Below are 13,642 nucleotides of genomic sequence, written 5' to 3' on the forward strand. Positions count from 1 at the left end.
CTGTGTGCGGCGGCCGTCAATCTGGCACCATCGCATTGGTTGATCAATCTTGATCGACCCAATCAATATGTCACCGCCATGCCGCCGACCCAGGACCTGCTTTCCGCCCGCGAAACCTGCCGCCTGCTCGGCATCAGCCCGGCGACGCTGTACGCCTACGTCAGCCGCGGCCTGCTCGAATCCCGCCCCGGGCCCGACCATCGGAGCCGCTTGTACCTGCGGCAGGACGTCGAGCGCCTGGCCCAGCGCCAGCGCGCCGGCCGCGGCGAGGCGCGCGGGGCAGCGCAGAGCCTGGATCGCGGCCTGCCCGTGCTGGAGACGCGGATCTCGCTGATCCATCCCGACGAGGGCCCGTATTACCGCGGGCGGTCGGCGATCGCGCTCGTGCGCGGCGGCGCCACGCTGGAGGACACCGCGCGTCTGCTGTGGGACTGTGGCGATGACGATCCGTTCGACGCACCCCTTCCGGCCGCGTGGCCGGCCACGGTGGCGGCGATCGCCAGCGATGCGTCGCTTCCTCCGCTGGAACGCACGATGGCGGCGTTCCCGCTGCTCGCGCTGGAAGAACGCCACTCCCTCAACGCGGCCACGCGAACGCGCCATCGCGTCGCGGCCACGCTGCTGCGCCAGAACGCGGCGCTGCTGGTCGCCGGAGCGCCGGCCTCGGCACCGGTGCATGCGCTGCTCGCGCATGCATGGATGCCGCGCGATGCGGCGTTCGAGGATCTGGTGCGCGCGGCGCTCGTGCTGTGCGCCGACCACGAGCTCAACGTGTCGGCCTTCGCCGCGCGCGTGGTCGCATCGACCGGCGCGCATCTGCACGCGACGGTCTGCAGCGGCCTGGCCGCGCTGTCGGGACCGCGGCATGGCGGCGCGACCGCGCGTGCGTACGCGCTGATCGGCGAGGCGCTGCAATCGGAATCTCCGCGCGAGGCGATCGCGGCGCGCTGGCAGCGCGGCGACGACCTGCCGGGGTTCCGCCACGCGCTGTATCCGCACGGCGATCCGCGCGCCGCCGAGCTGCTGTCGCGACTGCGCCGTTGCGCGCCCGATGCGGCGAAGATGGACGCGTTGAACGCGCTGGTCACCGCGACCGAGGAAATCAGCGGCCAGCGTCCGAACATCGACTTCATGCTCGCGGCGATCTGCCACGCGCACGCATTGCCGGCGACGCCGGCGCTGGTGATGTTCGCCGCCGGCCGCCTCGCCGGCTGGCTCGCGCACGCGCTGGAACAGCAGGCGCAGGGCGGACTGATCCGCCCGCGCGCCCGCTACGCCGGGGTGACGCCCGCGCAGGAATGATGCGAGTCAACGTTCCGCGTCGGGCCCGCGCTCCAGCGCGCGCTTCACTTCCTCCAGCGCACCGGGATCGTCCAGCGTCGACAGATCGCCTGGATCGCGGCTTTCCGCCAACGCCTGCAGCGAACGCCGCAGCAGCTTGCCCGACCGCGTCTTCGGCAACGCGTTCACGACATACACGCGCGCCGGCTTCGCGACGCCACCGAGTTGTTCCACCACGCGCTGCTGCATCCCGATCGCCGCATCGCTCGCCGATTCATCCTGCCGCTTGAGCGTGGCGAACACCACCGGAACCTGCCCTTTCAGTTCGTCGCGAACGCCGATCACCGCCGCTTCGGCGACGCTGGGATGCGTCGAACACGACTCCTCGATCTCGCGCGTGCCCAGGCGATGGCCCGCCACGTTGATGACGTCGTCCGTGCGACCGAGGATGAAGGTGTAGCCGTCCTCGTCGCGGATCGCCCAGTCCAGCGAGCTGTAGACGAGCTGTTTGAAATGGCTGAAGTAGCTCGAGAGGAAACGCGCGTCGTCCTTCCACACCGTCGTCAGGCAGCCCGGCGGCAGCGGCGGTTCGATCACCAGCACGCCCTTGGTTCCGGCGGGCACGTCGTCGCCCGTGACGTCGTCGATCACGCGCAGTTTGTAGCCCGGCGTCGGCAAACCGGGCGAGCCGAACTTCACCGGTTTCAGGTCGAGTCCCGGCATCAGCGACAGCACCGGCCAGCCGGTTTCGGTCTGCCAATAGTTGTCGACGATGGTCTTGCCGATGCCGTCGGTGATCCATTGCGCGGTCGGTTCGTCCAGCGGTTCGCCGGCGAGGAACAGCCACTGCAGCGCGGACAGGTCGTGCTTCTTCAGGAACGACGCGTCCTGCTTCTTCAGCACGCGGATGCCGGTGGGCGAGGAGAACATCGTGCGCACGCCGTACTGCTCGCAGATGCGCCACCAGATGCCGGGATCGGGATTCGTCGGCAATCCTTCGTACAGCACCGATGTGGCGCCGGCGATCAGCGGCCCGTACACGTTGTACGAATGTCCGACCGCCCAGCCGACGTCGGACGTGGAAAACATCACCTGCCCCGCGCGCACGTCGTAGATCGACCACATCGACAGCGCGAGCGCCACCGCGTAGCCGCCGACGTCGCGCTGCACGCCCTTGGGTTTCCCGGTCGTGCCGGAGGTGTAGAGCAGATAGCTCGGCTCGTTCGATTCGAGCCATTCGACGTCGACTTCCGCGCCGTCGAACCGCTCGCGCAGTGGCGCGTAGTGCACGTCGCGGCCGTCGACCATCGCGTGCTGCGGATCGAGGCCGCGCTCGACGATCAGCACCTTCGGCGGCGGCGATTTCGCGGCATCGCATGCGGCATCGACCAGCGGCTTGTACGGAATCACCTTGCCGCCGCGCATGCCGGCGTCGGCGCAGATCAGCAGCTGCGGCGTGGCATCGTCGATGCGCAGCGCGAGGTTGTGCGCGGCGAATCCGCCGAACACCACCGAATGCACCGCGCCGATCCGCGCGCAGGCGAGCATCGCGAACACCGCCTCGGCCATGTTCGGCATGTAGATGACGACGCGATCGCCGCGCCCGACGCCGAGCGAACGGATCGCGGCGGCGAAGGTGTTCACTTCGCGATGCAGCTCGCGATAGGTGATCTCGCGGGTGGCATTGGTTTCGGTCGAAATCGCGACGAGCGCGAGCTGGTCGGCGCGTTCGTGCAAATGGCGATCGACCGCGTTGTGGCAGAGATTGGTCTCGCCGCCGGCGAACCACTTGCGGAACGGCGGATTGGAGTAATCCAGGATCTTTTCCGGCGGCTTGTTCCAGTGGATCGCCCTCGCCTGCTCGCCCCAGAACTCCTCGGGCTGTTCGATCGAGCGGCGGTAGAACTCTTCGTAGCGCATGGATGGCCCTCCGGCGGCGATGCGTTTCAGGCTAGTCCGGGCGGCGTGAGCATTCGTTACGACGATGGTCGAACGGGCGGCGATCGGCACGGGCGCGCGCGTAAGCGGTTGATTCTGGCCGGCGCGGCGCACCGATCCGGCAAAGCGCCTGGCGCGATGCAGCAACGGCGCACGTGGGCAATGCGGAATTTTCGCCCTGCTCCTGCCGGCACCGCGGGCCGCATTGTGTCGGGCATCGCGGCCCCGGGGATCGGGACCGCGTTTCCCCCGACACCCGGACGTCCGCCAGCGCGGGCGTTCCCGCTCCATGCCATCGCATCGCCCATGAAGTCTTCCCCTTCCCGCTTCTATCTCTGGGTCCTGGCCGCCGTCGTGATCGGCGGCACGCTGGGCCATTTCCTTCCCGACACCGCCGTCAAGCTGAAGCCGCTCGGCGACGCGTTCATCGCGCTGATCAAGATGCTGATCGCGCCGATCATCTTCCTCACCGTGGTGCTGGGCATCGCCGGCGTGTCCGACGTGAAGAAGGTCGGGCGCGTCGGCGTGAAGGCGATCGCCTATTTCGAAGTGGTCTCGACCATCGCGCTGGTCATCGGCCTGATCGTGGTGAACACGATCAAGCCGGGCGCCGGATTCCACGTCGACCCGGCCACGCTGGATGCGGGCGCCGTCGCCAAGTACGTCGATGCGGCGAAGGAACAAAGCACCACCGAATTCCTGCTGCACATCATCCCCAAGACCTTCACCGACGCCTTCACCGGCAGCGGCGACCTGCTGCAGGTGCTGCTGCTGGCGGTGCTGTTCGGCTTCGCGCTGATGCACATGGGCAAATCCGGCGCGCGCGTGGTCGAGCTGTTCGACACGATCTCCAAGGCGTTCTTCGGAATGATGGCGACGATCATGAAGCTCGCGCCGATCGGCGCGGGCGCGGCGATGGCCTTCACCATCGGCAAGTACGGCGTGGATTCGCTCGGCCCGCTGGCACTGCTGATGGGCAGTTTCTACCTCACCTGCGCGCTGTTCGTGCTGGTCGTGCTGGGGCTGATCGCGCGCCTCACTGGTTTCAGCATCCTGCGTTTCATCCGCTACATCCGCGACGAACTGCTGCTGGTGCTGGGCACGTCCTCGTCGGAGTCGGCGCTGGTGCCGCTGATGCAGAAGCTGGAACGCCTGGGCTGTGCGCGTTCGGTCGTGGGCCTGGTGATTCCCAGCGGTTACTCGTTCAACCTCGACGGCACCAACATCTACCTGACGATGGCGGCGATCTTCGTCGCGCAGGCGCTGGGCATCGAACTGACGCTCACGCAGGAAATCACCCTGCTCGCGGTGGCGATGCTGACGTCCAAGGGCGCTTCGGGCGTGACCGGCGCGGGCTTCATCACGCTCGCCGCGACGCTGGCGGTGGTGCCGTCGGTACCGGTCGCGGGGCTCGCACTGATCCTGGGCATCGACCGTTTCATGAGCGAGGCGCGCGCGCTCACCAACATCATCGGCAACGGCGTGGCGACGATCGTCGTCGCGCGCTGGGAGAACGACCTCGACCGCGTCCGCCTCCAGCAGGAGCTGCGGCACCCCGGCTCGTTCCCGCTCGCACCGCAGCAGGCCGTGCGTACCGCTGCCGACTGAGTCCCTCCCACCCCACGGTCCCATCCCCCATGAAACATGCGTTCCTGGCCGCCGCACTCGGCGGCCTGCTGCCCTTTGCCGCCTCCGCCGCCGACTTCGACCAGTGGCCCACGCACCGCGTTTTCGCCGACGGCACCGACGTCGGCCTCACCGGCAGCTTCGCCTACGACCTCAACGATTTCTCCGGCGATCGCGGTTACGGCACGCCCGCCACCACGCTGCACGACGACGACGCGGTGCGCCGTCGCGAGCTTGCCCTGTTCGTGAAGAAGAAGGACGTGTACGACTTCACCGTCGGCATGGATTTCTACAACGACAGTTGGCTGGACGTCGCGCTTCGCGTCGAAACCAGGGCGTTGTTCGGCGCGGACGTCGGCCGCGTGCGCGTGGGCTATTTCAAGACGCCGGTGGGCTTGGAGGCGAACACCGCCGCGCGCGCGACCAGCCTGATGGAAACCGCGTCCGCCACGCAGGCCGTGTACGAAGGCCGCCGCACCGGCGTGGAATGGTCGCTCGCGCGTCCGGACTACGGCGTCAGCGCGGCGTATTTCTTCGGTCAGGATCTGCACGGCGACAACCCGGGCACGACCGCCGCCGGTCGCGCGTACTGGCTGCCGGTGCACGGTGAAGGTCGCACGCTGCACCTGGGCGTGTCGGCATCGGTGGAGAATCCGCACGGCAGCACCGATGGGCGCGATATCCACCACGGCCCCGATTCACGCTTCCGTGCGCGTCCCGAGGCGGGTCTCACCGACGTGCGGCTGGTCGATTCGGGCAAGCTCGGCCCGACCGACCGCATCGTCCGCAGCGGCCTGGAAGGCCTGTGGATCGACGGCCCGTGGTCGCTGCAGGGCGAATACCTGCGCGGCACCTCCAACCGTGCCGACGGACTGCGCGATTACACGGCGCAGGGCGGCTATCTGACGGGCAGCTGGGTCGTGACCGGCGAATCGCGCCCGTACTCGAACGGCAACGTCGGCAACGTGAAGCCTGCGCACGGCTACGGCGCGGTGGAACTGCTGGCGCGCTACGGCGACCTCGATCTGGACGACGCGGGCCTGGCCGGCGGCCGGCAGCGCGACCTGACGTTCGGCGCGAACTGGTATCTCACCTCGCACTTCAAGTTCCAGGCGAACTACGTGCATGTGCTCGACGAAAAGCGTTCCGCGTATTCGGCGAGCGATGCGGTGGAGTTGCGGGGACAGGTGCAGTTCTGACGCGAGGCGCGCCGCACCTGCTTACTGCGGATGCGGCGCGGCCTGGTGCGTGCGCGGCAACACGCGCCGCAAAAACAAACGGGGCGACCATTGGCCGCCCCGTTCGCATTCAACGCGGGAACCGCATCAGCCCAGCAGATGCGCCACGCCCGAACGCTCTTCTTCCAGCTCGGCCAGCGTCTTGTCGATCGCCTTCTGGCTGAAATCGTCGATCGGCAGGTCGCGGACCATCGTGTACTCGCCGTTCTGCGTGGTCACGGCGAAGCCGAACATCACGTCCTTCGGAATGCCGTAGCTGCCGTCGGACGGAATGCCCATCGTCACCCACTTGCCGTTGCTGCCCAGCACCCAGTCGCGCACGTGGTCGATGGCGGCGTTGGCGGCCGAGGCGGCCGACGACAGGCCGCGCGCTTCGATGATCGCCGCACCGCGCTTGCCGACCTTCGGGATGAACTCGTTCGCGTTCCAGTCGGCGTCGTTGATCTTGTCCTTCAGCGACTGGCCGTTGACGGTGGCGAAGCGGTAGTCCGGGTACATCGTCGGGCTGTGGTTGCCCCACACGACGAGCTTCTCGATGTCGCCCACCGCGACGCCGGCCTTGTTCGCCAGCTGCGACAGCGCGCGGTTGTGGTCCAGACGCAGCATCGCGGTGAAGTTCTTCGCCGGCAGGTCCGGCGCCGACTTCATGGCGATGTAGGCATTCGTGTTGGCCGGGTTGCCGACGACGAGCACCTTCACGTTGCGCGAGGCGACCTTGTTCAGCGCGGCGCCCTGGGCGGTGAAGATCTTGGCGTTCTCGAGCAGCAGGTCCTTGCGCTCCATGCCCGGGCCGCGCGGACGCGCGCCGACGAGCAGGGCGATGTCGGCGTCCTTGAACGCGACTTCGGCATCATCGGTGCCGACCATGCCGACCAGCAGCGGGAACGCGCAGTCTTCCAGCTCCATCATCACGCCCTTGAGCGCGGCCTGGGCCTTCTCCATCGGCAGCTCGAGCATCTGCAGGATGACGGGCTGGTCCTTGCCGAGCATTTCGCCGGACGCGATACGGAACAGCAGCGAGTAGCCGATCTGGCCGGCAGCACCGGTGACGGCAACGCGGACGGGGGTTTTCATGGGTGACTCCGTGATTCGTGATCGTGATTCGTGATCGGGGATTGGTGATTCGCAAGAGCAGTGAGGACGGTGATGCGTGACCCGCTTTCGCGAATCACGAATCACCCATCACGAATCACTGCAATTCAGCGAAGAATTCCTGGAAACGCTGCAGGCCTGGAGCGAGCTGCGGCGTCGGGCAGGTGTAGCTGATGCGCAGCGCGCGCGGCTCGCCGAACGCCGAGCCCGGCACGCAGGCGACGCCCTTGGTTTCCAGCAGCGCGTTGCAGACGTCGACGTCGTTGTTGATCTTGATGCCGCTGGGGCCGTGCGTCTTGCCGAAGGCGACGCTGATGTCGGGGAACACGTAGAACGCGCCCTGCGGACGCGGGCAGACGACGCCCGGGATCGCGTTCATCACGTCCATCACCTGGTCGCGCTTGGCCTGGAACTCGGCGCACTTCTGCGTCGGGACGTCCTGCGGGCCGTTGAGCGCGGCGACGGCCGCGGCATTGACGATTTCCGGCACGTTGGTGATGTGGTTGGAGTTCATCGTCACCAGCGCCTGCGCGACGACTTCCGGACCGGCCATGAAACCCACGCGCCAACCCGGCATGCCGTAGGTCTTGGACAGCGAGTCCAGGAAGATCACGCGGTCCTTCAGCTCCGGGCGCGAATGCACGAAGTTGTGGTAGCCGATGCCGTCGAACACCATGCGGTTGTAGATGTCGTCGGTGATGATCCACGTGTCCGGATACTTCGCCACGACGTTGGCCAGCGCGTCGATTTCTTCCTTCGTGTACACCATGCCCGTCGGATTGGACGGGTTGTTGAACAGGAAGACCTTCGGCTTCTTCGCGAGCGCGGCGTCGAGCTGCGCGGGCTTGAGCTTGTAGTCCTGTTCCGGCGGGCACGGCAGCAGGTCGATCTTCGCGCCGACGATTTCGGCGATGTCGAGGTAGCTGGTCCAGTACGGCGTCGGGAACGCGATCGTGTCGCCTTCGTCGAGCAGCGCTTCGGCGAGATTGTAGATGACGTGCTTGGCGCCGATGCCGGTGGCGCAGTTGACGCGGCCGTAGCCGGTCAGGCCAATCTTCGCCATGTGCTCGACGAAGGCGTCCAGCAGCGCGTCGGGACCGCGGTTGCTGCCGTACTGGCCACTGTCTTTCGACAGCGCCTCGCGTGCGGCGGCGTAGACGTGCTCGCCGGGCAGGAAGTTGGGAACACCGATCGAGAAGCTGATGATGTCGCGGCCTTCGGCCTTGAGCCGCTTGGCCTTCTCGGCAACCTGCATGATCGCGCTGGGCTTGGCGCGACCGATGCGCCGGGCAAGCTGGGGCATCGCGGAACCTCGTGGGAGTCGGATGTGGGGTGTGGCTCGCGGCTGGATCAGTCCGCCTGGAACACGCCGCGAACGTCGGCCATCGAGCCTTCGGATGTTAACACGCGGGGGCGGCGTGCCTGCCGGCGGCCGATGCGAAAACGCCCGCCTGGGCAAGCCGGGCGGGCGTTCCTCGGGCTTTACGTGGCGGAGCAGAAACCGTCCTGCCGCCGAACGCCGGGACGGGCCCGAAGCATTCGTCCGAGATCATCGCGATCAGCAGCGCATTGCTCGTCCCGACCCTCACCCCAACCCCTCTCCCGGTGGGAGAGGGGCTCAAGCATCGCGCGATTACGGACGAGCGTTCGCGTCGAGCGTCTTGTTCCACTCCGCGACGCGATCGGCCTTCGCCGCCAGCACGCCCGCGGTGTCGCCCTCGATCTTCACCGACTTGATCGTGTCGCCCTGCTTCACGCTGTCGACGATCTCCTGGCCCTCGATCACCTTGCCGAACACGGTGTGCTTGCCGTCCAGCCAGGGGCACGGGACGTGGGTGATGAAGAACTGGCTGCCGTTGGTGCCCGGGCCGGCGTTCGCCATCGACAGCACGCCGCGCTCATGGCTGAGCCCCGTACGGGTTTCGTCCTCGAAGCGGTAGCCCGGGCCGCCGGTGCCGGTGCCCTGCGGGCAGCCGCCCTGGATCATGAAGTCGTTGATGACGCGGTGGAAGTTCAGCCCGTCGTAGAAGCCCCGCTGGGCCAGATTCACGAAGTTGGCGACGGTCAGGGGCGCCTTGTCGGCGGCCAGTTCCACGCGGATCGGGCCGCGCTCGGTGTCGAAGGTGGCGATGAGGCTCATAACCGTCTCTCCTGGACGTTGGACAGCTGGGGGAAGGATTCCCGCATTCGTGGGCCCACATGGCGGCGGCGCGGAGCCCGCACAAGGGGGAAGCGACGCCGTTCAGATGAACAGGCCGGTGCGGTCACAATCCAGGTATACTGTCAGGCTTCCTTTTCCAAATTGAGCGCCGACCGGCGCCCTCTTCCCATGTCCGCTTCCCAGTCCGTAGAACGCCTGCGCAACATCGCCATCGTCGCCCACGTCGACCATGGCAAGACCACGCTCGTCGACCAGCTGCTCAAGCAGTCCGGCACCCTGAACGAGCGCGCCGTCGTCCCGGACCGCGTGATGGACAGCAACGACATCGAAAAGGAACGTGGCATCACGATCCTGTCGAAGAACACCGCGATCCGCTGGACCAACCCGAAGACGGGCGAAACCTGGCGCATCAACATCGTCGACACCCCGGGACACGCCGACTTCGGCGGCGAGGTCGAGCGCGTGCTGTCGATGGTGGACTCGGTGCTGATCCTGGTCGACGCGATGGACGGCCCGATGCCGCAGACGCGCTTCGTGACGCAGAAGGCGTTCGCGATGGGCTTCAAGCCGATCGTCGTGGTCAACAAGGTCGACCGCCCGGGCGCGCGCCCGAGCTGGGTGCTGGACCAGACCTTCGACCTGTTCGACCGCCTCGGCGCGAACGACGAGCAGCTCGACTTCACCACCGTCTACGCCTCGGGCCTGCAGGGCTACGCCGGCATGACCGAGGACGTGCGCGGCGGCGACATGACCCCGCTGTTCGAGGCGATCTGCGAGCACGTGCCGGCGCCGCCGGTCGATCCGGACGGCCCGTTCCAGATGCGCGTCACGTCGCTGGACTACAACAACTACGTCGGCATCATCGGCGTGGGCCGCATCCAGCGCGGCAAGGTCAAGACGAACCAGCAGGTCACGGTGATCGCGCCGGACGGCAAGACCCGCAACGCCAAGGTGCTGCAGGTGCTGGGCTTCATGGGCCTGGAGCGGGTGGAAGTCGGCGAGGCGCAGGCCGGCGACATCATCGCCTTCTCGGGCATCGAAAGCCTGGGCATTTCCGACACGCTGTGCGATCCGTCCGCGGTCGAACAGCTGCCTGTGCTGACGGTCGATGAGCCGACCATCTCGATGACCTTCCAGGTCAACGACTCGCCGTTCGCCGGCGTGAAGGACCGCAGCGGCGGCAAGTTCCTCACCTCGCGCCAGTTGCGCGACCGCCTCACCCGCGAGACGCAGCACAACGTCGCGCTGAAGGTCGAGGACACGCAGGACGCCGACAAGTTCAAGGTCTCCGGCCGCGGCGAGCTGCACCTGTCGATCCTGATCGAGAACATGCGCCGCGAAGGCTACGAGCTGGCCGTGTCGCGTCCGGAAGTGATCATCAAGGAAATCGACGGCGTGATGCAGGAGCCGTACGAGTCGCTGGTCGTCGACATGGAAGAACAGTTCCAGGGCGGCGTCATGGGTCGCCTGGGCGAGCGCAAGGCGCTGCTGCAGAACATGGAACCCGATGGCAAGGGCCGCGTGCGCCTGGACTACATCATCCCGGCGCGCGGCCTGATCGGCTTCCAGACCGAGTTCCGCACCCTCACCGCCGGCACCGGCCTGTTGTTCCACGTCTTCGACCACTACGGCCCGAAGACCGAGGGCGCGATCGGCCAGCGCATCAACGGCGTGCTGATCTCCAACGGCACCGGCCCGTCGCCGGCGTATGCGCAGGCGGCGATGCAGGAACGCGGTCGTCTGTTCATCGAGCCGGGCGAGGAGATCTACGAAGGCCAGATCGTCGGCATCAACGCCAAGGACAACGACCTCACCGTCAACGCCCTGCGCGGCAAGCAGCTGACCAACTTCCGCGCCGCCGGCAAGGACGACGACGAAGGCCTGATCCCGCCGATCAAGTTCTCGCTGGAACAGGCGCTGGAATTCATCGACGACGACGAACTGGTCGAAGTCACGCCGAAGGCGATCCGCCTGCGCAAGAAGCTGCGTACCGAGAACGACCGCAAGCGCGCCTCGCGTGCGGCGTGAACCAACGGGGCGTCGCCATGTCTGACCAGGCCATGAGCGACGCCCACTACGACCCGGATCCGCAAGCGCATCCGGGCCTGCATCTCATCGCGATTTTCGAAGCCGCCAAGGGCCTGCTGGCCTTCGCGGCGGCCTTCGGGCTGGAACTGCTGGGCCCGGAGCCGCTGCTGCGCTGGCTGCACGAGCTGACGCTGCGATTCCAGATCAGCACCGAACACGGCGCGCTGGCGTGGCTCTCCAGCGCCATCAATCCCGACAGCGTGCATCTCGCCGCGGCGCTCATCTTCGCCTACGGGGTGCTGCGCATGGTCGAAGCCTGGGGCCTGTGGCGGGTGAAGGTCTGGGCCTCGTGGCTGGGCTGCATCAGCGCGGCGATCTACCTGCCCCTCGACGTCTATGCGCTGTTCCGCCATCCGGGTTGGATGTCGGTCGGCGTGCTGGCGCTCAACTTGATCGTCGTCGCAGTGCTGGCACGCGACATCTTCAAGCGCCACCACTAGGCCGCGCGCGCGAACCTGAATGACGTATCCTCCGGTCAGCCACCTGCGACCGGGGAATCGCAATGCGCTCTTTGATCGTCAAGACGTTGCCGCTGGCGACGCTGCTCGCCCTGTTGCCCGCCTGCCAACGCACCGACGCGCCGGGCACCGCGCACGCCGCCAGGCCCGCCGCTGCCGCGACGACGTCGCCCGCCTCGGCGCCGCGCGATGGCTTCGCCTTCGCCGAGGTCGGCATCGACGAACTGCAGGCCCGCATGGGCCGCGGCGAACTCACCAGCCACGCGCTGACGCAGGCCTATCTCGACCGCATCGCCGCGCTCGACGACGCCGGGCCCACGCTCAACGCCGTCATCGAGCTCAATCCGGCCGCCCTGAAGGAAGCCGACGCGCTCGATGCCGAGCGCAGGGCCGGCCGCGTGCGTGGGCCGCTGCACGGCATACCGGTCCTGCTGAAGGACAACATCGACGCCACGCCGATGGCGAATTCCGCTGGCTCGCTGGCGCTGGCCTCGCACCATCCGCGCACCGACGCGTTCGTGGTCGCACGCCTGCGCGACGCCGGCGCGGTGATCCTGGGCAAGACGAACCTCAGCGAATGGGCGAACTTCCGCTCCACGCGTTCGACCTCCGGCTGGAGTGCGCGCGGCGGGCAGACGCGCAATCCGTACGCGCTCGACCGCTCGCCGTGCGGATCCAGCTCCGGCAGCGGCACGGCGGTGGCCGCGAACCTCGCCGCCGCGGCGATCGGCACCGAAACGGACGGCAGCATCGTCTGCCCGTCCTCGGTCGCGGGGCTGGTGGGCATCAAGCCGACCGTGGGTCTGGTGAGCCGCAGCGGCATCATCCCGATCTCGCACAGCCAGGACACCGCCGGCCCGATGGCACGCAGCGTCGCCGATGCGGCGATCCTGCTGTCGGCGATGGTCGGCCGCGACGACAACGACGCGGCGACGGCCGAAAGCACGGGCCGCGCGATCTTCGACTACCACGCGCGCCTCAACCGCGACGGCCTTCGCGGCGCGCGCATCGGCGTGCTGCGCAAGGCGATGGGCTTCCATCCCGCGGCCGACGCGGCACTGGAACGCAGCCTGGACGCGATGCGCCAGGCCGGCGTGCAAATCGTCGACGTCGAGCTGCCCACCGCCGATCAGTGGAACGACGCGGAGATGGACGTGCTGCTCTACGAGTTCAAGCACGGCTTGAACGGCTATCTGTCGCGCAGCGGCGCGCCGGTGAACTCGCTGGCGGCGCTGATCGAATACAACCGCCGCAACACGAAGACCGAGATGCCGTTCTTCGCGCAGGAGCTGTTCGAACGCGCGCAGGCGAAGGGCACGCTGGACGAGATGGCCTACATCGACGCGCGCAGCAAGGCGCGGCGTCTCGCGGGTGCGGAAGGGCTCGAGGCGGTGCTGTCGGCGTCGTCGCTCGACGCGATCGTGGCGCCGGCGACCTCGCCGGCGTGGCTGATCGATCCGGTCAACGGCGACCACTTCCTCGGCGAAGGCTACGGCGCCGCCGCGGTCGCCGGCACGCCGAGCATCACCGTGCCGATGGGCGATTACTTCGGGCTGCCGATGGGCATCGTCTTCATGGGCCCGGCGTGGAGCGAACCGCGCCTGATCGAGCTGGCGTACGCGTTCGAGCAGAAGACGAAGGCGCGCAAGGCGCCGCAGTTCCTCGCGACGGCTCCGCTGCAAACGACGAAGGGCTGACGCGGCCGCCAAGCAGACGGCCGCCCCGTTCGCGGAGGGGCCGTCAAGCAGCGCGATGAGCGC

General features: G+C 67.7%; 10 protein-coding genes. 6 read left to right on the forward strand and 4 right to left on the reverse strand.

All coding sequences use genetic code 11. The annotated features are described in order from the left end of the window. The first annotated feature begins 78 nt into the window (after positions 1 to 78). Positions 79 to 1,302 carry a citrate synthase family protein gene (locus I4U41_RS03805; RefSeq protein ID WP_206859799.1) on the forward strand — a complete coding sequence of 408 codons (1,224 nt, stop codon included), beginning with the start codon at positions 79 to 81 and terminating at the stop codon, positions 1,300 to 1,302. A gap of 6 nt (positions 1,303 to 1,308) precedes the next feature. On the opposite strand, the gene prpE is transcribed toward I4U41_RS03805, so the two are convergent. Continuing rightward, complete coding sequence (gene prpE / locus I4U41_RS03810; protein WP_206859800.1) at positions 1,309 to 3,201, reverse strand: propionate--CoA ligase; 1,893 nt, start codon at positions 3,199 to 3,201, stop codon at positions 1,309 to 1,311. Positions 3,202 to 3,525: 324 nt separating this feature from the next. Between prpE and I4U41_RS03815 the strand changes: the two genes are divergently transcribed. Continuing rightward, positions 3,526 to 4,827: a dicarboxylate/amino acid:cation symporter gene (locus I4U41_RS03815; protein WP_206859801.1), complete on the forward strand. Its 1,302-nt coding sequence runs from the start codon at positions 3,526 to 3,528 to the stop codon at positions 4,825 to 4,827. A gap of 29 nt (positions 4,828 to 4,856) precedes the next feature. Further along, positions 4,857 to 6,044, forward strand: coding sequence for an OprO/OprP family phosphate-selective porin (locus I4U41_RS03820; protein ID WP_206859802.1), 1,188 nt, complete (start codon positions 4,857 to 4,859; stop codon positions 6,042 to 6,044). Positions 6,045 to 6,170: 126 nt separating this feature from the next. On the opposite strand, the gene I4U41_RS03825 is transcribed toward I4U41_RS03820, so the two are convergent. From I4U41_RS03825 to I4U41_RS03835, 3 genes are all read right to left on the reverse strand, one after another. Then, entirely contained in the window at positions 6,171 to 7,157 is a 987-nt protein-coding gene (locus I4U41_RS03825; protein ID WP_206859803.1) for a malate dehydrogenase, read from the reverse strand. 115 nt (positions 7,158 to 7,272) lie between these two features. Then, positions 7,273 to 8,478 carry a pyridoxal phosphate-dependent aminotransferase gene (locus I4U41_RS03830; protein ID WP_206859804.1) on the reverse strand — a complete coding sequence of 402 codons (1,206 nt, stop codon included), beginning with the start codon at positions 8,476 to 8,478 and terminating at the stop codon, positions 7,273 to 7,275. Positions 8,479 to 8,808: 330 nt separating this feature from the next. Further along, positions 8,809 to 9,315 carry a peptidylprolyl isomerase gene (locus I4U41_RS03835; protein WP_206859805.1) on the reverse strand — a complete coding sequence of 169 codons (507 nt, stop codon included), beginning with the start codon at positions 9,313 to 9,315 and terminating at the stop codon, positions 8,809 to 8,811. 189 nt (positions 9,316 to 9,504) lie between these two features. Between I4U41_RS03835 and typA the strand changes: the two genes are divergently transcribed. The 3 genes from typA (at position 9,505) to I4U41_RS03850 (ending at position 13,579) form a co-directional block, all read left to right on the forward strand. Then, positions 9,505 to 11,364, forward strand: coding sequence for a translational GTPase TypA (typA, locus tag I4U41_RS03840; protein ID WP_206859806.1), 1,860 nt, complete (start codon positions 9,505 to 9,507; stop codon positions 11,362 to 11,364). Positions 11,365 to 11,396: 32 nt separating this feature from the next. Next, positions 11,397 to 11,864, forward strand: a complete 468-nt coding sequence (locus tag I4U41_RS03845; RefSeq protein WP_206859807.1) for a DUF2127 domain-containing protein — start codon at positions 11,397 to 11,399, stop codon at positions 11,862 to 11,864. A gap of 62 nt (positions 11,865 to 11,926) precedes the next feature. Beyond that, positions 11,927 to 13,579 (forward strand): amidase, encoded by a 1,653-nt coding sequence (locus tag I4U41_RS03850; RefSeq protein WP_206859808.1) that lies wholly within the window; start codon positions 11,927 to 11,929, stop codon positions 13,577 to 13,579. Positions 13,580 to 13,642: the final 63 nt, after the last annotated feature.

This window comes from Lysobacter changpingensis (assembly GCF_017308985.1).
Taxonomy (GTDB): domain Bacteria; phylum Pseudomonadota; class Gammaproteobacteria; order Xanthomonadales; family Xanthomonadaceae; genus Lysobacter_J; species Lysobacter_J changpingensis.